The 21,471-nt window shown below is 68.0% G+C and carries 23 protein-coding genes and 1 other RNA gene; 11 read left to right on the top strand and 13 right to left on the bottom strand.

All coding sequences use genetic code 11. The features are described from left to right. Positions 1-270 carry a hypothetical protein gene (locus tag ACOZ4O_RS07150; RefSeq protein WP_424524621.1) on the bottom strand — a complete coding sequence of 90 codons (270 nt, stop codon included), beginning with the start codon at positions 268-270 and terminating at the stop codon, positions 1-3. An 84-nt stretch (positions 271-354) separates the two neighbouring features. Here ACOZ4O_RS07150 and ACOZ4O_RS07145 point away from each other — a divergent pair, with 84 nt between their 5' ends. Both ACOZ4O_RS07145 and ACOZ4O_RS07140 read left to right on the top strand, forming a co-directional pair. Next, complete coding sequence (locus tag ACOZ4O_RS07145) at positions 355-750, top strand: 30S ribosomal protein S6e (RefSeq protein WP_424524620.1); 396 nt, start codon at positions 355-357, stop codon at positions 748-750. Positions 751-790: 40 nt separating this feature from the next. Then, positions 791-1,219, top strand: a complete 429-nt coding sequence (locus ACOZ4O_RS07140) for a DUF5807 family protein (protein ID WP_424524619.1) — start codon at positions 791-793, stop codon at positions 1,217-1,219. Here the strand turns inward: ACOZ4O_RS07140 and ACOZ4O_RS07135 are convergent. The 3 genes from ACOZ4O_RS07135 to ACOZ4O_RS07125 are packed head-to-tail and all read right to left on the bottom strand — an operon-like array spanning position 1,216 to position 3,630. Next, a complete protein-coding gene (locus ACOZ4O_RS07135) occupies positions 1,216-2,307 on the bottom strand; it encodes a DHH family phosphoesterase (RefSeq protein WP_424524618.1) in 1,092 nt (363 codons plus the stop codon). The two genes, ACOZ4O_RS07140 and ACOZ4O_RS07135, sit on opposite strands and share 4 nt — an antisense overlap. A gap of 47 nt (positions 2,308-2,354) precedes the next feature. Next, entirely contained in the window at positions 2,355-2,798 is a 444-nt protein-coding gene (locus ACOZ4O_RS07130; RefSeq protein WP_424524617.1) for a universal stress protein, read from the bottom strand. A 46-nt stretch (positions 2,799-2,844) separates the two neighbouring features. Next, complete coding sequence (locus tag ACOZ4O_RS07125; protein ID WP_424524616.1) at positions 2,845-3,630, bottom strand: sugar phosphate isomerase/epimerase family protein; 786 nt, start codon at positions 3,628-3,630, stop codon at positions 2,845-2,847. Positions 3,631-3,711: 81 nt separating this feature from the next. On the opposite strand from ACOZ4O_RS07125, the gene ACOZ4O_RS07120 reads away from it, so the two are divergent. After that, positions 3,712-4,152, top strand: a complete 441-nt coding sequence (locus ACOZ4O_RS07120) for a universal stress protein (RefSeq protein WP_424524615.1) — start codon at positions 3,712-3,714, stop codon at positions 4,150-4,152. On the opposite strand, the gene ACOZ4O_RS07115 is transcribed toward ACOZ4O_RS07120, so the two are convergent. Both ACOZ4O_RS07115 and ACOZ4O_RS07110 read right to left on the bottom strand, forming a co-directional pair. After that, entirely contained in the window at positions 4,149-4,667 is a 519-nt protein-coding gene (locus ACOZ4O_RS07115) for an N-acetyltransferase family protein (RefSeq protein WP_424524614.1), read from the bottom strand. The two genes, ACOZ4O_RS07120 and ACOZ4O_RS07115, sit on opposite strands and share 4 nt — an antisense overlap. Continuing rightward, positions 4,664-5,032: a universal stress protein gene (locus tag ACOZ4O_RS07110; RefSeq protein WP_424524613.1), complete on the bottom strand. Its 369-nt coding sequence runs from the start codon at positions 5,030-5,032 to the stop codon at positions 4,664-4,666. Before ACOZ4O_RS07110 ends, ACOZ4O_RS07115 begins: the two co-directional genes overlap by 4 nt. A 54-nt stretch (positions 5,033-5,086) precedes the next feature. Here ACOZ4O_RS07110 and ACOZ4O_RS07105 point away from each other — a divergent pair, with 54 nt between their 5' ends. Both ACOZ4O_RS07105 and ACOZ4O_RS07100 read left to right on the top strand, forming a co-directional pair. After that, entirely contained in the window at positions 5,087-5,761 is a 675-nt protein-coding gene (locus tag ACOZ4O_RS07105) for a DUF5806 family protein (protein WP_424524612.1), read from the top strand. 41 nt (positions 5,762-5,802) lie between these two features. After that, positions 5,803-6,600 (top strand): hypothetical protein, encoded by a 798-nt coding sequence (locus ACOZ4O_RS07100; RefSeq protein WP_424524611.1) that lies wholly within the window; start codon positions 5,803-5,805, stop codon positions 6,598-6,600. On the opposite strand, the gene ACOZ4O_RS07095 is transcribed toward ACOZ4O_RS07100, so the two are convergent. From ACOZ4O_RS07095 to ACOZ4O_RS07085, 3 genes are read right to left on the bottom strand one after another with little or no spacing between them, the layout of a single operon-like run. Next, positions 6,522-6,995 (bottom strand): DUF7529 family protein, encoded by a 474-nt coding sequence (locus ACOZ4O_RS07095; RefSeq protein ID WP_424524610.1) that lies wholly within the window; start codon positions 6,993-6,995, stop codon positions 6,522-6,524. The two genes, ACOZ4O_RS07100 and ACOZ4O_RS07095, sit on opposite strands and share 79 nt — an antisense overlap. 32 nt (positions 6,996-7,027) lie before the next feature. Further along, on the bottom strand, positions 7,028-8,335 hold the full coding sequence (locus tag ACOZ4O_RS07090; protein WP_424524609.1) for a dihydroorotase: 1,308 nt from the start codon (positions 8,333-8,335) through the stop codon (positions 7,028-7,030). Between the two features lie 24 nt (positions 8,336-8,359). Beyond that, positions 8,360-9,040: a lipoyl protein ligase domain-containing protein gene (locus tag ACOZ4O_RS07085; protein ID WP_424524608.1), complete on the bottom strand. Its 681-nt coding sequence runs from the start codon at positions 9,038-9,040 to the stop codon at positions 8,360-8,362. Positions 9,041-9,090: 50 nt separating this feature from the next. Here ACOZ4O_RS07085 and ACOZ4O_RS07080 point away from each other — a divergent pair, with 50 nt between their 5' ends. Continuing rightward, positions 9,091-9,930, top strand: a complete 840-nt coding sequence (locus ACOZ4O_RS07080) for a hypothetical protein (RefSeq protein ID WP_424524607.1) — start codon at positions 9,091-9,093, stop codon at positions 9,928-9,930. Positions 9,931-9,985: 55 nt separating this feature from the next. Here ACOZ4O_RS07080 and ACOZ4O_RS07075 read toward each other — a convergent pair whose 3' ends face one another. Beyond that, on the bottom strand, positions 9,986-10,552 hold the full coding sequence (locus ACOZ4O_RS07075) for a cysteine hydrolase family protein (protein WP_424524606.1): 567 nt from the start codon (positions 10,550-10,552) through the stop codon (positions 9,986-9,988). A gap of 84 nt (positions 10,553-10,636) precedes the next feature. Between ACOZ4O_RS07075 and ACOZ4O_RS07070 the strand changes: the two genes are divergently transcribed. The 3 genes from ACOZ4O_RS07070 to ACOZ4O_RS07060 are packed head-to-tail and all read left to right on the top strand — an operon-like array spanning position 10,637 to position 14,812. Further along, positions 10,637-12,118, top strand: a complete 1,482-nt coding sequence (locus ACOZ4O_RS07070; RefSeq protein WP_424524605.1) for an Hvo_1808 family surface protein — start codon at positions 10,637-10,639, stop codon at positions 12,116-12,118. Between the two features lie 47 nt (positions 12,119-12,165). Next, positions 12,166-13,635, top strand: coding sequence for an Hvo_1808 family surface protein (locus ACOZ4O_RS07065; RefSeq protein ID WP_424524604.1), 1,470 nt, complete (start codon positions 12,166-12,168; stop codon positions 13,633-13,635). Positions 13,636-13,666: 31 nt separating this feature from the next. Further along, the gene (locus ACOZ4O_RS07060; RefSeq protein ID WP_424524603.1) at positions 13,667-14,812 is read left to right on the top strand and encodes a nicotinate phosphoribosyltransferase; all 1,146 of its coding nucleotides are present in this window, start codon (positions 13,667-13,669) and stop codon (positions 14,810-14,812) included. Here ACOZ4O_RS07060 and ACOZ4O_RS07055 read toward each other — a convergent pair. Next, the gene (locus ACOZ4O_RS07055; RefSeq protein ID WP_424524602.1) at positions 14,809-15,438 is read right to left on the bottom strand and encodes a TIGR00296 family protein; all 630 of its coding nucleotides are present in this window, start codon (positions 15,436-15,438) and stop codon (positions 14,809-14,811) included. The two genes, ACOZ4O_RS07060 and ACOZ4O_RS07055, sit on opposite strands and share 4 nt — an antisense overlap. Before the next feature lie 198 nt (positions 15,439-15,636). Between ACOZ4O_RS07055 and rnpB the strand changes: the two genes are divergently transcribed. Further along, positions 15,637-15,948: RNase P RNA component (gene rnpB / locus ACOZ4O_RS07050), an RNA gene on the top strand. 187 nt (positions 15,949-16,135) lie between these two features. On the opposite strand, the gene ACOZ4O_RS07045 is transcribed toward rnpB, so the two are convergent. Beyond that, positions 16,136-17,239, bottom strand: coding sequence for an aminopeptidase (locus ACOZ4O_RS07045; RefSeq protein WP_424524601.1), 1,104 nt, complete (start codon positions 17,237-17,239; stop codon positions 16,136-16,138). Between the two features lie 194 nt (positions 17,240-17,433). Further along, positions 17,434-20,067 carry a valine--tRNA ligase gene (locus tag ACOZ4O_RS07040; RefSeq protein ID WP_424524600.1) on the bottom strand — a complete coding sequence of 878 codons (2,634 nt, stop codon included), beginning with the start codon at positions 20,065-20,067 and terminating at the stop codon, positions 17,434-17,436. 193 nt (positions 20,068-20,260) lie between these two features. Between ACOZ4O_RS07040 and ACOZ4O_RS07035 the strand changes: the two genes are divergently transcribed. After that, positions 20,261-21,403: an ABC transporter substrate-binding protein gene (locus ACOZ4O_RS07035; RefSeq protein WP_424524599.1), complete on the top strand. Its 1,143-nt coding sequence runs from the start codon at positions 20,261-20,263 to the stop codon at positions 21,401-21,403. Positions 21,404-21,471 lie beyond the last annotated feature (68 nt).

The following is a 21,471-nucleotide window of genomic DNA, read 5'->3' as shown; positions in this document are numbered from 1 at the left end:
CTACTCTCGCCACTGCCGCACCTGAAACTCGCCGAACCCGCCGTGCGCGAGGTCGAGACTCCCGATCCACCAGTTCCAGCGACTCGCGACGGAGTCGTCGGGCGCGTCCCGGAGGTGTTCGAGGAGTTCCGCCGCGGTGAGTTCGCGGCCGGTCGCGGCCTCGTACCGCCCGCTGTCCGCGAGGTCGCCGGCGGCGCGCGCGACCGCCCGGCGCTCCGCGTCGCTCCCCGAAAACTCGGAGAGCGCGCCTCGAACGCGGTCCTGATTCACACCACGACGTTCGACTCGAACCGCCTTCAACGCTCGGGACGCGTATTCGACGGGTTTTAGGGCGTTCTTCCTCTCCTATCGGGTATGGCTACGTTCGATGTCGTGGTGGCCGACCCCGAGGCGGGTGAAAGCCACCAGTTCGAAGTCGACGGACAGGACGCAAATCGATTCCTCGGTCGGGAACTCGGCGACGAAGTGGACGGCGACGCCGTGGGACTGACCGGCTACACGGTCGAATTGACTGGCGGCAGCGACGCCGCCGGCCGTCCGATGCGGTCCGACGTCCGCGGGAGCGGGCTCGCCGACCTCCTGCTCCGCGGCGGCCCCGGCTTCAACCCCAGCCGTGACGGCGAACGCAAGCGCGTGAGCGTTCGCGGCCGCGAGGTCTCCGACGAGACCGCACAGCTCAACGTCAAGATCACCGAGTACGGCGAGGAATCCGTCGCCTCCCTCCTCGGCGAGGACGACGAGAGCGAGTAGAGTCGTCGCGCTTTTTCGCGTTCGCCACGAACGACCAGCGATGAGTACCTACGAGGAGTTCCTCGACGGCGAGCACCCCGAACACGTCGCCGTCTACCTCACCGAGGAGATGGTGGGCGACCTCGGACCGCTCGAACAGTACGGCGAACGCACCGACGACGGCATCGTCCTCGTCGTCCCCGGCGACCAGGGCCGTAGCGTCTTCAAACAGGTCACGGGCATGGAGGCGATGCAGTTCAGCCAGCAGGCGATGGGGACGGACGGAACTGTTCGAGCGGACCTCGCGGGCGGCGACTGCCCGTCGAGGCATCCCGACGAATCGGAGAGCGACCACGACACCGAGTTCGTGTTCGCGTTCTTCGAGGAAGAGAACGAGGAGGTCGGCGGCCTCTACGCGGAGGGCGACGTGATGCACGCGTACGCCTACTGCGAGTGCGGCACTTCGTACTCGGACCGCTGGGTCGTTTAGCGCTCGGTGTCCGCGCCCTCCTCGTCGTTGGGGAGCGAGGCGAACGCGTCCAGTATCTTCTGCTTCGCGACCGCGCCCTGCGTCGTCCAGTGGTGGGCGTAGTCCATCATGTCGTCGTAGATGTGGGGTTTACAGCCCGCCGCACGCGGGTGGCCGCCGCCCTGCACTTGGCGCGCGACCTCGTGACAGCGCTCGAAGTCCTCGCTCCCGCGGATGCTCGCGCTCCCCGAGGGTTTCACGACGACGGCGGCGTCCGCGCCCTGCTCGCGGAGTTCGTCCGCGACCTCGTTCTGCGAACACCGACCGTACGTCACGCCCACCGTCACGCCGTTGACGGTCTTCATCTCGGCGCGGTGGACGGCGCGCTCGATGAGGTCGTCCTTCTCGACGCGGCGCTCCGCGAGGAACTCCTGGACGGACTCCGGGAGGTCCGGGCCGTGTTCCTGCACGGTATCCGCGTACTCCTCGTCGTCCACCCAGTGCGAGTAGTCCGCGAGGTCGTCGCTCCGCGGGTCCTCCTTCAGCCAGAGGTCGTGGTCGCGCGTCACCGCCGCGAGTTCGATGAGGTGACGGGGAACGTCCTCGTCGATGCTGCGAACGGCCACGTCGGCCGTGCACTCCTCGTCCGACTCGCCGACGACGAGGTCGACGCCCGCGTCACGCACGCCGCGCTTCGCGCTGTCCGTCCACTGGTGGTGGTCGAACCACCGCACGGAGTCCGCGTGCTCGGTGAGCAGGCCGAGTTCGACCTCCACGTCCGCGTAGTCGTCCGGGCAGAGGTCGCAGATGAACACGCGCGCACCCGCTTCGCCGTACTCCGCGGCGCGCCGGATGCCGTCCGCGAGTTCGTGCGGCCCCGTCGGGATGAGCGCGCCCTCGCCGTACACTTCCCGGATGATTGCGGCACACGCGAGCCCGTCCGCGTCCGGGTCGGTCACCACGATGACGTTCGCGCCCTCGGCGCGGTCCTCGATTTCGCGGTCCTCTCGTTCGTCCTCGATGCTGTCCGGAACGAAGAACCCCGTCCCCGGGAGGAGGGATTTGCGCTCCAGGGAGAGGTTGTCGTCGTCGATAACCCAGTCCTTCATACCTCGACCAGAACGCCTCGCGTGAAAAGGACGCCGCTACCGCGTCGCTACCCCGACGCTACCTCGTCGCTCGCCATCTGCCGCACCGTCAACACGGGCACCGGACACGTCCGAACGACCCGTTCTGCGACCGACCCGACGAGGAAGCGGTTCTCGCCGTGCCGGCCGCGCGTCCCCGTCGCGACCACGTCCGCGTCCACTTCGCGAGCGTACGCTCGAATCTCGTTCGCCGGCCGGCCCTCCCGGACCGCCGTGGTGACGCCGTGGTCGGCGCGCTCGACGACGCGTCCGGTGGCTTCCTCGCCGCGATCGGTGAGTGCGGTGCGGAGTTCCGCCCGGAGGTCTTCGGGTGCGTTCTCCACCTCCCCGGCGTCCACGACGGAGAGCGCGTGCACGTCCGCGTCGAAGCGCTCCGCGAGGTCCAAGGCGACCGCGACGGCGCGCTCGACGCTCTCCGAGCCGTCCGTCGCGATGACGACCGTCCCTATCATATTCGGCGCTTCGCCCGCCTGCGACATAAATGATGGCGCGTCCCCGTCACTCGTACGCCTCCACGCGGCCTTTCCCGACGGCGATGATGTCGTGGTCGCTCGTCCCGATTTCGAGCGTCGCCGTCCCGTCCCACTCCACCGCTCGGAGCGCGTCGAACACGGGGTCGAAGTCGAGGCGTCCCATCCCGACCGGCAGGTGTTCATCCGTGTCCCCGCGCGTGTCCACGAGGTGGAGGTGGTGGACGCGGTCGGCGTGCTCGCGCAGGAACTCCCCCATCTCGTCGGCCGTCATGCCGGCGAGGTGGGCGTGGCTCGTGTCGAACGTCATCGACGCTTCCGGGTAGCGTTCGAGGAGTTCCGGGAAGGTCGTGGCGTCGTAGTACGACGAAACGATGTTTTCGAGGCAGGGGTCGAGGCCGCGTTCGCGCGCCGCGGGCACGAGCGCGTCGAGGCTGTCGTGGACGAACTCCTTGGTCTCCGCGTCATCCCAGCCGAGACGCCACGCGTCCGAGGACGGGTGGAAGACGACGGTCGTCGCGCCGAGTTCGACGGCGAGGTCCATGCCAGCCACTAGTTCCGTGACGACGCCTTCGCGGACGGGCGCGAACGGCGACCCCGGGTCGGGGTTGAACGGCAAGTGAACCACGATGCCGACGCCGTGTTCGTCGAGCGCGTTTGCCATCTCCGCGACTCGTGGTTCGACGCGCTGGCGGGCGTAGGGGCCGTCGAGGAGGAGTTCCACGAAGTCGAACCCCTCACTGGTGGCCCAGCGAACCGTGGGTTCGAACGACATCTCCAGGCCGAGAGTGAATCCGAGGTCGAGCGAGCGCATGGACTCCGATTGTTCCCGGCCGGTGGCTTAGCGCTTGCGGAGCGCGGAGTCTTTTTACCGCCCCGGGACGCACGTCCGCGTATGTCTCTCGACGTGGACACCGTGCTCGTTCCCGTGGACGGCGGCCAGGAGTCCGTCAACGCCACCGAGTACGCGGTCGCCGTCGCCGAGAAGTACGACGCCACCCTCCACGCGCTGTTCGTCGCCGGTGAACAGGTGTCGCGCCGCGTGGAGTCCGGCGAGGTGTCGGAGGACGCCGTCGCCGACCGCTCGGAAGCGTTCGCGGAAGACCTCCGCGCTGTCGCCGACGACCGCGTTCCACTCGACGTGTCTATCGCGCTCGGGTTCTCCACGACGCGGAAGATGACGCATCCCGGGAGCGTCATTCTCGACGCCGCCGACGACCTCGACGCGGACTTCCTCGTCGTTCCCCGCGAAGCCGGCGAGGACAGTTCCGCCGTCCTCGAAAAAGCCGCTGAGTACGTTCTTCTCTACGCGAGCCAGCCCGTCCTCTCCGTTTAGACCCGGATGGCCATTTCGAGCTCGAAGCTCTCCGTGTCCACGGTCTCGAACCCGACTTTCTCGTAGAGCGCGACCGCCGCGCGGTTCCAGCGCTCGACGGTGAGCCACACGCGCTCGACGCCCTGGTCCGCGCCGTGCCCGAGGAGGTTCCGAAGGAGGCGAGTGCCGATGCCCGCGCCCTGGTAGTCCTGATGGACGAAGATGGCGAGTTCGTATCCGCCGCTGCCGTCCGGCACGAGCGTGGCGTGGCCGACCGCGCGGTCGTCGTGCCACGCGACGACGTTGTAGCCCTCGCCGGTGAGCGTGTCGAGCCAGTCCCGCACGCGGTCCTCGCCGACGGGCGGCACGCCCTGCGCGCGGTCCTCCTGCGAGAAGTCCACGTACATCTCGACGAGCGCGTCCGTGTCGTCGTCGAACGCCCGCACCTCGATATCGCGGTCGTCGCCGTCCGTGAATGACGACGGCGGGGACGGGAACGGCCCGGACGCCGTGTCGGGGTAGTCGTCTACGGTCATCGGACGAGCGTGACGGAGACGTGAGCGTTCAGGAGCACGAACTCGGCGATGTGGCCGAGTCGGAGCTTCCCCATCGGACTGCGCTCGCCGCCGCCGAGCGCTATCTGGTCGAAGTCCTCCGACTCCGCGATGGTGACGAGCTGACTTCCGGGGTCGCCGGAGACGTGGCGCACCGACGCGTCGATGTCGTACTCGTCGAGCACGCGCTCGACGGCGTCCTCGATTTCGTCCGGGGTGCGGTCGCTCTCCGGGTTCTCCACGATGGCGACCGTGAGGTCGTCACCGGCCTCCCGGGCGCGCTCCGCGGTCTTGGAGAGCGCGTCCAGGGAGTCCTCGCTACCGCCGATTCCGAGCAGGACCTTCATATCAGGGCCGTCGCCCTCTCCCGAGTAAAGCGTTGCGTCCTCCCCGACACCCTTTTGCGGCCGTACTCGCTATCCGAGAGTATGACTGAGGACGCCGAACCCGCCGGGGAGCGCGCCGCTCCGGCCGACGCGCGCGACGACGAGTCCGAGTCGGACGCCACTCCCGGCGTTCCCGAGGACACGAACACCGACGCCACCGGGGACGTGCCCGAGGACGTGGTCTCCTACGACCGGTTCACGAAGATGGACGGCGCGCAGTACGAGCGCGTGAACGAATTCCTGCGCGACCGCACGTACATCACGGCCCGCGAGTGGGCGATAGCCCGCCTCTGCGCGGACTTCCGCACCGAGACGGGCGTGGAGATGACAAAAATCGGCGAGAACCTCCCCGAACTCGTGCCGTTCATGACGGACACGTACACGCCGCAGGCGGTGAATCAGGCGCGTTCGGCGTTCGAGGACAAGGTCCGGACCGCGGGCGCGACCTTCCTCTACGGCGCGATGAGCGACTTCTTCACCGCGGACGAACTGGACGACGTGATGTACGAGGCCACCGAGGTCGCGAAGTTCCTGCTCGAAGTCGAAGGCGTGGACCTCGGCGTGGAGGACGAACTCGACGCGGAGGAACGCATTTCCAGCGTCATGCGCGAGGTCCGGGAGGCGAGCGACGAACTCCGCCACGGCGAGGAGTGCCCGCACTGCGGCGGCGACCTCACCACCGCCGACTGAGCACCCAACCGTTTTTCGGGGTTCGGGAGTGTTTTCCGCGTATGTCGCTCGGAACGGCGTTCCGTCGCGCCGCAGCGTTCGTGAAGCGCAGACCCGACGCGTTCGCGCTCGTCGTCGCCCTCCTCGCCGTCGTGCAGGCGCTCAACGTCCCGCGGTTCGCGCTGTCCGGACAGGCCGCGAACCTCGTCGGGTCAGCCCTCTCGCTGTTCGTCGCGCCCTTCCTCACGATTCCCGCGCTCTCGCTCGTGTACGCGGACGCCGAACGCGATAGTCGAGTTCCGTTGGCGGCCGCATTCGAGGAGTACGGCGCACGCGTCGCCCAGTTGCTCGGCGCGAACCTCGTCATCGTCGCGTTCGGCGTCGCCGCGGTCGTCGCGCTCGTCTTCCTCCTGTTCGTCCCACTTCTCAACGTCATCGCGCTCATCGTGTTCGTCTTCGCCGTACTCGTCGCAGCGTTCTTCCTGCAGTTCGTCTCCGCCGCGGTCGTCGTGGACGACGTCGGCGGCGCGACCGCCCTCCGCACCAGTTGGGAGTTCGTCGACGAACACACCGGCGACGCGTTCGCGTTCGGTGTCGCTCGCGTCGCCGTCACGCTCCCGCCAGCGGTCGCGTTCCTCCTGCTCTCCGACGCCTTCCCCCGTGACGCAGCCTTCGCGGTGACGCCGTGCGCGCTCGCCGCCGGCGCGGCCGCGGTGCTCGCGTCCGCGTTCATGCACGTCGTCTACCTCCACTACTACCGCGCCGCAAAACAGAACCCGCCCTACTCGTCGCGGCCCGCGAACAACCCGGGGTCCTCGTACACGAACTCCACCGGCTCTTCCTCCAGTCCACGGAGGTGAACGACGAACTCGCCGCGGTCCTGCGCGGCATCCACGGCGTCCTCGGCGTCGTCCTCGGCGTACATTCCCGCGAACAACAGCGCGACCTCGCGCTCGGGGTCTTCCATCACGACGACGACGTACACCGTCCCCGCCTCGGTCGCGGTGAGCACCTCGTACTCGGTGAAGGAGACGCCGTCCTCGATGAGGTCCGTAATCGTCTCGTAGTCCGGGCCGGTGACGACCACGTCGAGGTCGGCGCGCTCCTCGGGCTCGGTCGCCAGCAGGGTCGTGTCACCCGGCTCTATCTCGTACGTCTCCCAGCCGGCGTCAACGTAGGCGTCAGCGGTCGCCGCCATGTCCTCGACCGTCGCCGCCCACGCACCCGCCCGCGGGTCCGTCGTGTCCTCGCTCATACTAGAATGGGCGCGTGCCGCGCCGAAAAACGTTACCGTCGCACGTTCTCGCCGCACGCACTCCCGAACTCCCCGTCGCGGTAGGCGAACTCGCCACGAACCATCGTCCACTCCGGGAACACGCCCGCGAAGCCCTCGAACGGCGTCCATCCGCACTTCGAGTGCAACTCATCTCCCCGAATCTTCCGGGCGTTCTCGGTGTCGACGAGCACGAGGTCGGCGTCCCGTCCCGCTTCGATGCGTCCCTTCCGCGGGAGGTCGAAGATTTCTGCGGGGTTCGCGGCGGTCACGTCCCGCACGCGCTCGTAGGACAACTCGCCCTCGCGCGCCGCGTTCAGGAGGAGCGGGAGCGCGGTCTCGACGCCCGGCACGCCGGAGGGCGCGTCCCAGATGCTCGCGTCCTTCTCCTCGCGCGTGTGGGGCGCGTGGTCGGTCGCCACCACGTCCACCGCGCCCTCCCGAAGCCGCTCGAACACGGCTTTCCTCCTCTCCTCGGAGCGAAGCGGCGGGTTCATCCGCCCGAACGTACCGAGGTCGGGGAGGTCGTCCCGGGAGAGAAAGAGGTGGTGGGGCGTCACCTCGCAGGTCGCGCCGCCCGCGCGCGCCGCGTCCACGCCCTCCGGCGTACTCGTGTGCGCGATGTGTACCTGCGCGCCCGACCCGTCCGCGACTTCCACCGCGCGCTCCACTGCCGCCTCCTCGGCCTCGGCGGTTCGGTACGCGCTCCACGCGTCCGCGTCGGTTCGTCCGCCTCCTCCCGCCTCGCTAGCGCTCGCGTCTCCGGTGTTGCGGGGCAGCACCGACTCGTCGAACAGGTCGGCGTCCTCCGCGTGCACCGTAACGGGTACGTTCTCGTTGGCCGCGCGCTCCACCGCCGCCGCGAACAGCTCAGCGTCGATACCCATGTTTCCGGTGGAGTCCGCGAGGAACACCTCGCCCAGCGCGAACAGCGGCTTCCCGAACAGCGAGTCCGGGTCCCAGTTCTCGGTGACGCCGCCGTTGATGCCGTAGTCCACGAGCGACGCGCTCGCGAGTTCGTCCTTCTCGTCGAACGCCGCGCCCGTCACCGTCGGCGGGCTCGTGTTCGGCTGGTCCACGACCGTGGTGACGCCGCCCGCGGCCGCTGAGCGGCTTCCGGTCGTCCAGGTCTCCTTGTGGCTCGCGCCCGGCTGGCGGAAGTGGACGTGCACGTCTATCATCCCCGGCAGGAGGAGCTTTCCGCCGGCGTCCACGAGCAGTTCGCCGTCCAGGTCGTCGCCCACGGCGTCGATGCGGTCGCCGTCGAGTCGAACGTCGGCCCGTCGGCCGTCCGCGAGCGCCGCGTCCCGAATCACGCGCATACGTCGAGTGCGGCGAGTACGGGCCTAAGTCTGACGGACGCTCTCTGTTCGATACGTCTCGCCCGCGAGCGCCGTTTCGAGTTCGGAGAGCACCTCGACGGGGTCGGTGGTCGCGCCGGCGCGCTCCAGACTCCCGACCGACTGCGGGTCGAACGGCACGCCGAGCGCGCCGTACACGTCGTCCAGCACGCGCCCGATTTCGCGGTGGTCCTCGACCACGAGCACGCCGGAGACGAGCGCGGCGTTCGACGTGACGCGTTGTGCGACGCCCGCGAGCTTCCCCCGGTACTGGAGGCTGTACGCGCCCGGACAGAACGACTCCGGGGGCTCGCCGCGCTGCGCGGGTGCACCTAGTCGCCAGCACGCCCGCTGCACGTCCGACACCATCGCCTCGTAGCGCTCCTCCAGCCCTGTTCGGATGTCCGCGATGGGTTCGACGCGCGCGAACGCGACCGTCGTCCCCGTGTACGCCACCGCGCGCCCGCCGACGCTGCGCTCCACGGACGCAAAGCCGTGTTCGCGCGCCGCCTCCCGCGCCGCCTCGTAGCCCCCCGTGCGAGCGTCCCGTCGCCCGAACGCCACCTGACGCTCCGGCCGCCACACCCGCACGGCGGGTTCGCCCGACTCACCCACCTGTTCCGTGAGTCGTCGCGTCACCTCGCCGTCCTTCGTCCGCGTGTCAGCCACGCCACGAACCACGCGCATACCCGCCCTTCGCGCGACACGGGTAAATGCGCTCGGTGTAACCCACGGGTATGGTCCGTCTGCCGGCCGACGTTCTCGAACGCTACCCGCGGTTCTCCCTCTACAACTCGCCCTACCCCGCGCACGACGCCGGCCGCGCTATCGACCTCTATCCGGAGACGAACGACGCGCCCAGCCCCGTCGCCGGCACGGTCACGCACGTTCGCACCGTTCGCTGCCCGCCGAAACCGTACGCGAGCGACCACGACCACCTTATCGTCGTCGACACCGACGACGCCCTCGCGCGCATCCTCCACGTCGACCCCGGCGTCGCGGTCGGCGACGAGGTCGCGGTCGGTGAGTCGCTCGGCGAGATGGTGCGCTCGGGGTTCTTCGCGCCCTGGGTCGACAACCACGTCCACCTCGGCTTCCGCGACCGCGACGCCGACCCCGTGCGCGCGTCCGGCAATCGCCCGCTCGAACTTGGCCTCGACGTGCGCGGCGTTCCCTGGGACGGCACCGGTACCGTCGCCGACACCGGCGAGACGTACGTCGCGCTCGATACTCCTGCGCACCCGAGTCCAGGAACGTTCGCCGCGCTCGGGAGCGACGACGGCCGCCCGCTCGACGGCGGCATCCCTCACTACCGCCACGGCGGCGTGTACGAGACGCGAGGCGACGGCCCGCTAACGCTCCTTGACACGCCGCTCGGGACGCCGGACGGCCGCGACGTGACTTGGGCGGGCGTCGCCGTGCGCGCGAACGACCATCCCGCCACCGGCCTCTCCCTCTTCTGCGGTCGCGACGCCCTCAGCGCGAAACTCGTGTTCGCCGACGGCCACGACTTCGCGGTCGGCGACGACGTGACCGTCACGTTGCACGTGACCGACGACCCAGTCCGCCTCGACTAACGCGGGGGCCGGTGCGCCCTGTCTCGACTGCGGGAGCGCGGGTCGGTTCGCGGGGCTATTCGAAGTCGATGTCGTCGCGTTCCGCGAGTTCGCCGAACAGCCAGTCGGCGTGTTCGACCGCGTACTCCTTGTGGTCGTCCTCGATGTAGCCGAGGGCGTCGGTGACGACGACGGGCCGGTAGTCGCGGAGGCCGGCCGAGGACGCGGTGTGGAGGACGCAGACGTTCGCGAGCGTGCCGCAGACGAGGAAGTCGTCGATGCCGCGCGCGCTCAGCCAGCCGTCGAGTTCGGTCTCGTGGAAGGCGTCGTAGGTGTGTTTCTCGACGACGTGGTCGGGGTCTGGGAGGTCGTCGACGAGTTCGGCGTCCCAGGAGCCCTCGACGACGTGCTCGCCCCAGCGCTCGAACTCGTCGTAGTAGTGGGTGTCGTCGAACTGGCCGGGCGGATGGACGTCCCGGGTGTAGACGACGCGGACGCCGGCGTCGCGAGCGCGCTCCGCGAGACCGGCGACGGGGGCGACGGCGTCACCGCTCGCGGGCGCGTACAGGCTTCCCTCGGGGTGACAGAACCCGTTCTGCATGTCCACGACGACCAGCGCGGTTCGGTCGGGGTCGAACTCCATGTGCGGGGTGTCTCCCGCGGCCGGCAAAACGGTTACGCGCCCGACGTGTACGGGGTTTTAGTTCTTCGAGGTCGGGTTTCGGATATGGATCGCCGACTACTCGCCGTCGCGCTGGTCGCGATGGTCGCCCTCGCGGGCTGTCAGAGTCCCTTCGCCTCCGGGACGACGACGCCAGCGCCGACCAGCACGGACGCGACGACGACACCTCCAACGGGCACTGACACCACGACCGACCAGTCCTACGAGGACCCCGCCTCAGACCGCCTCGGATGGGAGGGCGGCCTCTGGTACGACGAACCCATTCAGGTCGACCGCTCCGACGGCCTGAACGACAGCGAACTCGCCGCGGTCGTCAATCGGTCGATGGCGCGCGTCGAACAGGTCCGCCAACTCGAGTTCGAGCGCACGGTCCCCGTCTCCATCATCACGCGCGCCGAGTTCCGGAACCAGACGCAGTCGGGCGGTGAGCCTCCGCGGAACGCGACCCTCCACCAGAACGTGAAGTGGGAGGCCGTGTTCATGACGGGCGAGAACGAGAGCGCGCTCGCCGCGCAGCGCTCGAACACCGCCGGGAGCGTCGGCGGCTACTACAGTCCGAGCGAGGACCGCATCGTCATCGTCTCGGACAGCGAGAACCCCCAGATGAACGAGGTGACGCTCTCTCAAGAGCTCTTCCACGCGCTCCAAGACCAGCGGTTCAACATCACGCAGTACGACCAGTCCACGACCGAATCCCACAACGCCATCGACGGCATCATCGAGGGCGACGGAAATTACGTGGACTACCTCTACGAACAGCGCTGCGAGGACGACTGGGACTGCCTGATGCCGCAGTCCTCCGGCGGTGGCGGCTCCCCGCCCGACCTCCACATCGGCATGTACGCCATCACGTTCCAGCCGTACAGCGACGGCCCGCCGTTCGTCCAGCAGATTCGAGAAGAGGGCGGCTGGGAGGCCGTGAACGCCGTGTACGAGAACCCGCCGGCGAGCACGGAACAGACCATCCACCCCGCGACGTACGGCGAGGACGCGCCGACCGACGTCACCGTCGCGGACACGAGCACGCCGGAGTGGTCCGTCCCCGACCTCGGCCCGAACAGCGTCGACTACGCGGAGTTCGGCGAGGCAGGGATGTACGTCGCGCTCTGGTACCAGAGCTACCTCGCGTCGAGCGAGGCCGGTGCCGTGCGGAACGTCGCCATCCCCTACCAAGACTTCTTCTCCGCGTCCGGTGAACTCGACGCGTACAACTACGACCACGAGATGACCGCTGGCTGGGACGGCGACAAACTCGTGCCGTACGTCCGCGACGACTCCGCTGAGACGAACGAGACCGGATACGTCTGGAAGTCCGCCTGGGACTCCCCCGAAGACGCCCAGCAGTTCGCTGACGGCTATCGCGCGGTCGTCGAACACCTCGGCGGCACCGAGGTCTCCGCGGACACGTACCGGATTCCGGACGGGAAGTACGCGGACGCCTTCCACGTCTCGGTGTCCGGGGACACGGTCACCATCGTGAACGCGCCGACCGTGGACGCCCTCGACGACGTCCACGAAACCGCCTGACTCGCCGTCGACGGTAGCCTTTTCTTTCTCGTGACCCGACTAGGCGTGTGAACACTCGGCTCGCTGTTCTCGTCGGCCTCGCCGCGCTGCTCGCGCTCGCGGGCTGTGCGAACGCGCCGACGGACGACACGCTCGCCGGCGCGGCGGACGCGCCCCCGGACCCCGCGTCCGACCGCCTGGGCTGGGAGCAGGGGTACTGGTACAACGAATCGCTCCCCGTCACCACGGCTGACGGCCTGAACTCGACCGAGCAGGACGCGGTCGTCCACCGCGCGATGGCGCGCGTCGAACACCTCCGACGGATCGAGTTCACGAACGACGTACCGGTGTCCGTCATCAGCCGCGAGACCTACCGCGAGCAGACCGGCAGCGGCGGCAGCGGGTCGGGGTCGAGTAGCGAAATTACGTTCGACGACGTGCGTTACGAGGCGCTGTTCCTCGTCGGCGAAACGGCGAGCGGGAGCGAGGAGTCCTCGGAGACCACGTCCTCCAGCGTCGCGGGCTACTACAGTCCGAGCGCCGACCGCATCGTCATCATCAGCGACACCGCGACGCCGGTGATTTCGGAGACGACGCTCGGCCACGAACTCGTGCACGCGCTCCAGTACCGGAACTTCGACCTCGGGTTCTCGGGGTCGACGCTCGAAGCCCGGAGTACTGCGCTCGGCCTCATCGAGGGTGACGCCGAACTCGTCGCGCAGCGCTACGACTCGTACTGTGCCGACGACTGGCAGTGCGTCAGCCAGCCGGCGTCCGGGGGCAGCGGCGAAAGCGAGAGCGGGAGCGGTGACGGCGGGAACGGCATCCACTACGGTATCTACTTCACGCAGTACTTCCCGTACAGCGACGGTCCCGGGTTCGTCGAGTCCGTGCAGGACTCGGGCGGCTGGGACGCGGTAAGCGACCTCTACGCCGACCCGCCGGCGAGTTCGGAGCAGGTCGCCCAGCCGGAGACGTACGGCGTGGACGAACCCACGGCCGTCAGCGTTCGAGACCGCTCCGATAGCGACTGGACGCGACTCACGCGGTCGAGCGGCGCGCCGTACGCCGAGTTCGGCGTCGCCGGACTCACCGGGATGTTCGCGTATCCCGCCTACGAGTCCTCGATGGACGACACCGCGCCCCGGCCGTACGTCCTCAGCCCGAACGAGTTCCTGAACCGGAACGCCCAGGGGAACGTCGACACCACAGACCCCATCAACTACACGACGACGCCCGTGGACGGCTGGGACGGCGACAAACTCTACGCGTACGAGTCGGACGGTGAGGCCGCCTACGTCTGGAAGTCGGTCTGGGATTCGAACGCGGACGCCCGCGAGTTCGCGGCGACCTACCGCGACCTCCTCGCGTACTGGGGCGCGCAGTCCCAGGGGAACGGCGTCTACACGATTCCGGACGGCGCGAGCGCGTTCGCTGACGCCTTCCACGTCTCGGTGTCCGGCGACACGGTCACCATCGTGAACGCACCGCGCCCGAGCGAACTCGACGACGTGCGCGCCGGCACCCCCACGTCGTAGTCTTTTTCGACGCGGCGCGACACGTCTGCGTATGAGTGAGTCCCACGGCTTCGACATCGTGCCCACGGACGCTATCGCCGACGGCCGTGCGACGGACGCGTACTTCGACCGAACGCTCGAAACCCTCGAGCACGCGGGGAAGAACCCGCGAGTCGTCGCGGAAGTCACCGCGGACCAGTTCCCCACCGGCGAGTTCGAACTGTTCGCGGGCGTGAAGGACGCCGCCCACCTCCTCGCCGGCCTCCCCGTGGATGTCGACGCGCTCCCCGAGGGAACGCTGTTCGACGGCGGCCCCGTGATGCGAATCGAGGGGCAGTATCGGGAGTTCGCGCGCTACGAGACCAGCCTCCTCGGATTTCTCTCGCACGCCTCCGGCGTCGCCACCGCCGCGCTCGACGCCCGCCGCGCCGCCCCCGACTCCCAAGTGTTGAGTTTCGGCGCGCGCCACGTCCACCCGAGCATCGCCGCGATGGTGGAGCGCTCCGCGCTCCTCGCGGGCCTCGACGGCTTCAGTCACGTCGCCGCGGGCGACGTGCTCGGGAAGACCGCGTCCGGGACGATGCCGCACGCGCTCCTCATCGCGTTCGGCGCGGGCCATCAGGAAGCCGCGTGGGAAGCCTTCGACGACGCCGTTCCGCCCGAGGTGCCGCGGGTCGCGCTCGTCGACACGTACTCCGACGAGAAGGACGAAGCCATCCGCGCCGCCGACGCGCTCGGCGACGCCCTCGACAGCATCCGCCTCGACACCACCGGCAGCAGGCGCGGGAACTTCGAACACATCATCCGCGAGGTCCGCTGGGAACTCGACGCGCGCGGCCACGACGACGTGGGTATCTTCGTCAGCGGCGGCCTCGGCCCCAGCGACCTCGAAGAACTCCGGGAGCACGTGGAAGGGTTCGGCGTCGGCGGCTACGTCTCGAACGCCGACCCCGTGGACTTCGCGCTCGACATCGTCGAACGCGACGGCGACCCCTGCGCGAAACGCGGGAAACTCTCCGGGAAGAAAAACGTCTATCGAACGGCCGAGGGCGGCCACGAGGTCGCGCTCGCCGACAATTCGGCCGGTCGCGGCGACTCACTCCTCCAGCCGTTGCTTCGGGACGGCGACATCGTTCGCGAGTTCGACCTCGACGGGTCGCGAGAACACGTCCGCGAGGACGTAGACCGAGTCTTCTAGTCGGTCAACTGCTCGACGCTTCCCTCGGGTTCGCGCTCCTGGAACACCTGCCCCTCGAACAGCGTCACCATCACGTCGTCGTCCTCCCACGCCCCCGGTGCGAGGCCGGCCTTCCGGCACGTGCGGTCGAGATACTCGTAGACGCTCCAGTTGTTCTCCACGGGCACGGTCGGATACATCCAGCCGTGCTTTCCGCTTCCGTCCACGGCGATGCCGTGCGTGCCGAGTTCGAGGTCCTCGTCCGGATTGTCCGTGAGGAGGAGATTGGAGACAGTGCAGACCGAGACCCGGGTCGACCCGAGCTCAGCGGGTTCGAGCTCGGAGCCACACGAATCGTCGCTCGCGGCCTTGATGGCGGCGTCGACGATGGCGTGTCCGAGCTGTTTCGTGCCGTTCCCGAGCTCTCGGGCGGACTCGTGTGCCCCCGCACACCCCCGGAGTCGGCCGCGGCCGCGTGTCGATTCGAGCCGGACGAACGCGCCCGTACGGTTGTAGAACGCGTCCCGCATGCTGCCCGGCTGCTCTCGCTGCCCGTTGCGGACGAACGCCTCCACGGAATCCCGTGCGAGTTCGACCGCCCGAGCGCCGTCTTCGAAAGAGAGGTGGACTGACTGGGCCTCGGACATTACGAACAGATATATGTACGATTCCAACTTCAACCCTTCCCTTCACATCCACAATCGTGACAAACTCCGCTCGGCGCTCGTCGCGCCCGAAAACACCGCTCTCAGTGGTGTCAACGAACCTGCTGATTGTGTGGCGCTGGGAAAAACACACCGCGAGTACCGAACGCCTTAACCCACGCTCGCCCCCACACTGTAGCGGGCAGCGGGAGTCCGGCTCCCGTGCACACGCATGAGGAAAGTCCCCCCACCGCCCGAGCAGGCGGCCGGACACACGTCCGGAGCGGGAGACCGCTGGCACTGGAACAGACACGACACGCCTCCCGGCGACCGAGGACGTGCGCGACCCCCGACGCAAGAAGGGGAAGTGAACCCACAGAGGGCCGACCCGGGAGAACCGATGGAACGGCCACCCCCGCCGGTGCAAGTCCGCGCGACACGGTAGCTCGGGCACCCGCGCGGACGCTCAGCCGAATGCCGGACCGAACAGAAGGGGGCTTACTCCCCGCAGCTCTACCTTACACCACACACGCACCGCCCGCAGCGACGCGTCCACCCAGCAGCAGCCGCCGAACGTTCAAATACGATACCGCGACCAGACCCGGCGTGCCGTAACTCTCCACCCGGGCGCGTCCTGCGGTTGCGCGGCGCGTCGCGCCCGGAAGCGTAGCGCCGCCTGTCCGCCCCTAGCCAGCGAGCGCTAGCTGTCGAAACCGTCCTCCCAGCGGAAGACGCCGTCCTTCTGCACGGTCTCGCCGTCCACGTCGAGGCGGCCGCCCGTCCGGAGGTCCGTGATGAGGTCGACGTGAACCGCGGACTCGTTCGCCTCGTCCGTTCGGTCCTCCGGGAAGTTCGACGTGTACGCTCGGCCGAGCGCGAGGTGGACCGTGCCGCCCATCTTCTCGTCGAAGAGGATGCTGTCCGTCACGCGGTCGATGCCGCGGTTCATCCCGATGCCGAGTTCGCCGAGCCGCCGCGCGCCGTCGTCCGTCTCCACGACTTCGCGGATGACGTCCTCGTTCTGCGCGGCCGCGTAGTCCACGACTTCGCCGTCCTCGAAGGTGAGGTGGACGTCGCGGACGCGCTTGCCGTTGATGGTCATCGGCACGTCGAACAGGACCTCGCCCTCGGTCGCGTAGGGCGCGGTGAACACCTCGCCCGACGGGAGGTTGTGTGAGTCGTACGCGACGCTCGCACACGAGTTCACCGCGACTCGGTCGTCGATGCGCATCGTCAGGTCGGTATCCGCGGAGACGATGCGGACTTCCTCGCCGTCGTCGAGCACGTCCTTCAGTTTCGCCTGCTCGTCCGCGAGTTCCTGCCAGTCCCGGTTCACCGCGTCGTACACGAAGTCTTGGTAGGCTTCGTAGCTCATTCCCGCCTGCTGGGCGAGCGACCGCGTCGGATGCACTGTGCTCACCCAGTCGGTGTCCATGCGGGCTTCCCGAATCTCCTCGCGAGCCTTCCCGTACGCCTGCCGGGTGTCGCTGTCCACGTCCGCGCTCGCAGCGGTGTTCCGTCCGCCGCCCAGCCGGAGCACGGCGTCGGCGTGCTCGTAGAGCGCGCGCTCGAACTCGGGGTTCTCGTCGAAGTCGCCGTCGTGCCCGCGGAGGTACGCCCGCGACACCTCCGCAGACCCGTACGTCGTGTGGACGTTCGCGCCGCGCTCCCCCAGCGCTTCCGCGACCGCCACGCCCAGTTCGTGCGCGTCCTCCGCGACGGACAACACCACGTCGTCGCCCTCGCTGATTCGCGCGCTCCAGTCCACCAGCGTCGCCGCGTGCTCCTGCACTCGCTCGTCCATACAGTCGCTCACCACGCCGCCCGCAAAAACAATCGGGTTCCGAACGTCACGGCGCGATGGTGGAGCGGTTGCGGCTCGGTCGCGGATGTGGTGTCGTTTCGACGCCATACCGCGCGCCAGAGGCGCGCGGCCTTTTTAGTGAAGGTTTTTACGGCAAGCGGTCGCGCGGAGCGCGACCCGCGCCGTAAAAAAGTTCAGGGGTAGACGAGCACCGTCCCGAATTCGGCTTCGAGGACGGCGACTTCTTCGCCGGATTCGGCGCGGAACTCCTCTTCGATGTCGACCATTTCGGGGTCGAGTTCGACGGTTTCGTCGTCGAGTTCGAGCGGAATCGAACCTTCCGTCTTCCGGGCGTTGATGACGGCGGGGTCGGCTTCTTGGAGCGCTTGGATGACCGCGCCGGCTTGACTCCGGAATTCGGGGCCGATGAGGGAGTCGTCGGGGTCGACGCCGACCGGGACGAGTTCGACGCTCGGTCGGCCGGTCTCGACTTTCACGGGCGCGTTGACGGTCTCGGAGAGGTCGTAGGTGTCTATCGGGCCCTCGACCTCGGTTTCGAGGTAGAGTTCGATGCGGTCGAGTTCGGCGTTCAGCGGCCGGCCGGTCTCGGATTTCCAGGCGCGCACGTCGCTCGCGGTTTCGGCGATGACGCCGCCCTTCGCTTCGGCGTTCTCGTCGTAGTGGTCGAGGTCCGGCCAGTCGGCGTTGTGAACGCTACCCTCGGTGCCGGGGAGGTACGTCCAGATCTCTTCGGCGAGGTGCGGGCTGAACGGCGCGAGCATTCGCGTGACCGCGGAGACGGTCGTGTAGAGCGCGTGCCGCGCGGCGTCGCGTTCGCCGGGTCGGCCGTTGTAGAGGCGGCCCTTCGCGAGCTCGACGTAGTCGTCCGCGAGGTCGTTCCACGCGAACTCGCGGAGTTCGCGGAGCGCCGAGTCGAACCGGTACGCCTCCATCTCGGCTTCCATATCGTCCGCGACCCGCGTGAGTTTGGAGAGTATCCAGTCGTCGGCGTCCCGGTACGCGGGCGCGTCGATATCGGGCGTGTCCTCGTCGAAGTGCCCGCTCGCGAACTGGAAGATGTTCCAGAGTTTCGTGAGGAAGCGGCTCGCGGACTTCGCTTCCTTCCACTGGAACTGCACGTCGCTCCCGGGCTGTCCGCCGAGCGCGAGCGCCTGCCGGAGCGCGTCCGCGGAGTACTCGTCGACGGCGTCGTCGGGCGCGACGACGTTGCCGCGGCTCTTGCTCATCTTGTTCCCGTCCGGCCCGAACACCATGCCGTTGACGAGGATGTCCTCCCACGGCTTCTCGTCGGTGAGCGCGCCGGTGCGGAGGAGCGTGTAGAACGCCCACGTTCGGATGATGTCGTGGCCTTGCGGCCGCAGGCTCACGGGTTCGAACTCGTCGAGGCCGACCTCCTCGGGCCAGCCCGAGATGTGGAGGGGCGTGATGGAGGAGTCCATCCACGTGTCCATCACGTCGGTCTCGCCCGTCCAGTTCGAGGAATCGCATTCGGGGCAACTCCCGACCGCGGGGTCCTCCTCGGTGGGGTCGACGGGCGTCTCGGCGGCGTCCGCGATGTGCCAGTGTCCGCAGTCGTCGCACTCCCACGCGGGAATCGGCGTCGCGAACACGCGCTGGCGGCTGATGACCCAGTCCCACTCCATGCCCTCCGCCCAGTCCACGAGGCGGTCGTGCATGTGGTCGGGAATCCACTCGACGTCCTCCGCGAGGTCGAGCACGAGGTCCTCGTCGACCTCGACGAACCACTGTTCCTTCGAGAGAATCTCGATGGGCGTGTCACACCGCCAGCACGCGCCCACCGACTGTTCGACGGGTTCGGTGTCGTTCAGGTAGCCCTCGGCGTCGAGGTCGTCGGCGATGGCTTCCTTCGCGTCCTCGATGGTGAGGCCGGCGTAGTCGCCGGCGTCCTCGTTCAGGTGGCCGTCCTCGGTGAAGACGGCGCGCAGGTCGAGGTCGTACTCGGCCCACCAGTCCACGTCCTGCTTGTCCCCGAACGTACAGATCATCACCGCGCCGGACCCGAAGTCGGGGTCGACTTCCTCGTCCTCGATGATGCCGACTTCGTGGCCGAACAACGGCACCTCGAACGTGTCGTTCTCCCGGCCGTCGTAGCGCTCGTCGTCGGGATGAACGGCCACCGCGACACACGCGGCCATCAGTTCGGGGCGCGTGGTCGCGATTTCGAGGTCGTCGTTGTCCACACCGGGGAACGTGACGTAGTGGAGGGTGCCGTCGCGGTCGACGGGTTCGACTTCGGCGTCCGCGATAGCGGTCTCGCAGCGCGGACACCAGTTCACGGGGTGTTCGTCGCGATAGACCATCCCCTGGTCCGCCATCTCGGTGAACGAGTGCTGGGTCTTCCCCCAGTACTCGGGGTTCATCGTTCGGAACTCGTGGTTCCAGTCCTGACTGAACCCGAGTTCCTGCATCGTCTGCTTCATCGACGCGATCTGGGTGTTCGTGTGGTCGATGCAGAGGTCGCGGAACTCCTGGCGGGACACGTCAGTTCGGTGGATGTCCTCGTTCTCCTCGACCTTCACTTCGGTCGGGAGTCCGTGGCAGTCCCAGCCCTGCGGGAAGAGCACGTCGCGGCCCTGGAGGCGATGGTAGCGCGCGGCGAAGTCCATGTAGCTCCAGCCGAGCGCGTGCCCGATGTGGAGGTTGCCCGTGGGGTAGGGCGGCGGCGTGTCGATGACGTACGCGGTGTCGGCGTCACCGTCGTATGCGTAGGTTTCCTCGTCGAGCCATCGCTCTTGGAGGCGCGGTTCGAGTTCGTCGGGGTCGTAGTCCGCTGGAACGTCTGTCATGACTTGAGAGTCGTCGCTGGTCGGTCGTGGGCGGTCCGCGCGTCAGAAACGAGGGGCTTATCCACGTACTACCGAGAGAGCGACGCGCATACCCGAATCGTGCGGACGTGCGTGCTTAAAAGTTCCCGTCCTCACCGTTTAGGCCCGCCGAAAAACCGGAGGTTTCTTACCGTTTAGGCCAACCTAAACGAGTATGGATCGACGGAAGTTCCTCGGCACGACCGGTGCTGTGCTCGGCGCTGCCCTCGCGGGCTGTCAGAGTAGCGGCGACTCGACCACCAGCACGACGACACAACCGACTACCGATTCGACCACCACCAAGGAGACGACCACGCAGTCCAGCACCCCGTACTCGGTGTCGATGGTGCCGACGGGTGAGGTGACGTTCGAGTCCGTTCCCGAAACCTGGATCGCGAACAACGGCAGTTACGCCGACATGGGGCTCGCGCTCGGCGTCGAGGAGCCGAAGGCGCTCTGGCTCGCGAACCGCTGGCACACGAACTACTACGACGAAATTCCCGATGTGTCCGTAGACAAGAGCGATACCATCTCGCTCTACCAGGACGGCATCTCGAAGGAACGGTTCTACGCGCTTGAACAGAAACACGGCATCGACGTGCAGGTGTACGACCCGAACTTCCTCATCAACCGCTTCGGGTGGAAGCAGGCCGACGTGGACGAGATAGCGAACGGCGTCGCGCCCATCCTCGGGAACTCCATCTTCTCTCAGACGTACCCCTGGCACGACTACCGGTACTACACGCTGTACGAGGCGTTCGAGAAGGTCGCGCAGGTCTTTCAGCAGCAGGAGCGCTACGAGGCGTTCGCGAGCCTGCACGAGGAGTTCCAGTCGAACCTCGACTTCGTCCCCACGTCGGACTCGGAACGCCCGCGCATCGCCATCCTCTGGCCGGCGTCCGCCTCCTCGTTCTACCCCTACCTCGTGGGTGACGGCACGAGCTACAAGCAGTGGCGCGACCTGAACGTTCGGGACGCGCTCGCGGAGACGGACGTCCAGGACTTCCACTCCGGGCGCGGCGAGATCGACTACGAGACCCTGCTCGAGGTGGACCCGGACGCGCTCATGATTCGCGGTCACGAGAGCAAGACCGCCGACGAGTTCCAGGAGTCCGTCGTCGCGCCGATGGAGTCCGACAACACAGCGAGCCAGCTCACGGCCGTCCAGAACGGCGACGTGTACCGCGGCGGCCCGCTCTACCAGGGCCCGATTTCGAACCTCGTCGTGACGCAGCGCGCGGCGGAACAGCTCTACGACGTCGACGAGCAGCTCTACGACCCGCAGCGCGTCTCCGACATCGCGAACGGGAACATCTAACCGCAACAGATTTAGGTAGCCCTAATCTTCTCTGGGGTAGATGACGCGAACCAGCCGACGAGTGACAT

The organism is Salarchaeum japonicum, assembly GCF_049705945.1.
GTDB classification, from domain to species: Archaea; Halobacteriota; Halobacteria; order Halobacteriales; family Halobacteriaceae; genus Salarchaeum; species Salarchaeum japonicum_A.
Note: the sequence above shows the minus strand (reverse complement) of the source record. Positions and strands in the feature narration are given on the sequence as shown.

What these genes read in the sequence shown, in the direction of transcription:
- ACOZ4O_RS07120 (WP_424524615.1), top strand. Translation starts at nt 3,712, where the DNA reads ATGTCTCTCGACGTGGACACCGTGCTCGTTCCCGTGGACGGCGGCCAG.
- ACOZ4O_RS07060 (WP_424524603.1), top strand. Translation starts at nt 13,667, where the DNA reads ATGAGTGAGTCCCACGGCTTCGACATCGTGCCCACGGACGCTATCGCC.
- ACOZ4O_RS07070 (WP_424524605.1), top strand. Translation starts at nt 10,637, where the DNA reads ATGGATCGCCGACTACTCGCCGTCGCGCTGGTCGCGATGGTCGCCCTC.
- ACOZ4O_RS07145 (WP_424524620.1), top strand. Translation starts at nt 355, where the DNA reads ATGGCTACGTTCGATGTCGTGGTGGCCGACCCCGAGGCGGGTGAAAGC.
- ACOZ4O_RS07130 (WP_424524617.1), bottom strand. Translation starts at nt 2,798, where the DNA reads ATGATAGGGACGGTCGTCATCGCGACGGACGGCTCGGAGAGCGTCGAG.
- ACOZ4O_RS07115 (WP_424524614.1), bottom strand. Translation starts at nt 4,667, where the DNA reads ATGACCGTAGACGACTACCCCGACACGGCGTCCGGGCCGTTCCCGTCC.
- ACOZ4O_RS07095 (WP_424524610.1), bottom strand. Translation starts at nt 6,995, where the DNA reads ATGAGCGAGGACACGACGGACCCGCGGGCGGGTGCGTGGGCGGCGACG.
- ACOZ4O_RS07080 (WP_424524607.1), top strand. Translation starts at nt 9,091, where the DNA reads ATGGTCCGTCTGCCGGCCGACGTTCTCGAACGCTACCCGCGGTTCTCC.
- ACOZ4O_RS07135 (WP_424524618.1), bottom strand. Translation starts at nt 2,307, where the DNA reads ATGAAGGACTGGGTTATCGACGACGACAACCTCTCCCTGGAGCGCAAA.
- ACOZ4O_RS07075 (WP_424524606.1), bottom strand. Translation starts at nt 10,552, where the DNA reads ATGGAGTTCGACCCCGACCGAACCGCGCTGGTCGTCGTGGACATGCAG.
- ACOZ4O_RS07085 (WP_424524608.1), bottom strand. Translation starts at nt 9,040, where the DNA reads ATGCGCGTGGTTCGTGGCGTGGCTGACACGCGGACGAAGGACGGCGAG.
- ACOZ4O_RS07110 (WP_424524613.1), bottom strand. Translation starts at nt 5,032, where the DNA reads ATGAAGGTCCTGCTCGGAATCGGCGGTAGCGAGGACTCCCTGGACGCG.
- ACOZ4O_RS07125 (WP_424524616.1), bottom strand. Translation starts at nt 3,630, where the DNA reads ATGCGCTCGCTCGACCTCGGATTCACTCTCGGCCTGGAGATGTCGTTC.
- ACOZ4O_RS07040 (WP_424524600.1), bottom strand. Translation starts at nt 20,067, where the DNA reads ATGACAGACGTTCCAGCGGACTACGACCCCGACGAACTCGAACCGCGC.
- ACOZ4O_RS07100 (WP_424524611.1), top strand. Translation starts at nt 5,803, where the DNA reads ATGTCGCTCGGAACGGCGTTCCGTCGCGCCGCAGCGTTCGTGAAGCGC.
- ACOZ4O_RS07055 (WP_424524602.1), bottom strand. Translation starts at nt 15,438, where the DNA reads ATGTCCGAGGCCCAGTCAGTCCACCTCTCTTTCGAAGACGGCGCTCGG.
- ACOZ4O_RS07090 (WP_424524609.1), bottom strand. Translation starts at nt 8,335, where the DNA reads ATGCGCGTGATTCGGGACGCGGCGCTCGCGGACGGCCGACGGGCCGAC.
- ACOZ4O_RS07045 (WP_424524601.1), bottom strand. Translation starts at nt 17,239, where the DNA reads ATGGACGAGCGAGTGCAGGAGCACGCGGCGACGCTGGTGGACTGGAGC.
- ACOZ4O_RS07140 (WP_424524619.1), top strand. Translation starts at nt 791, where the DNA reads ATGAGTACCTACGAGGAGTTCCTCGACGGCGAGCACCCCGAACACGTC.
- ACOZ4O_RS07035 (WP_424524599.1), top strand. Translation starts at nt 20,261, where the DNA reads ATGGATCGACGGAAGTTCCTCGGCACGACCGGTGCTGTGCTCGGCGCT.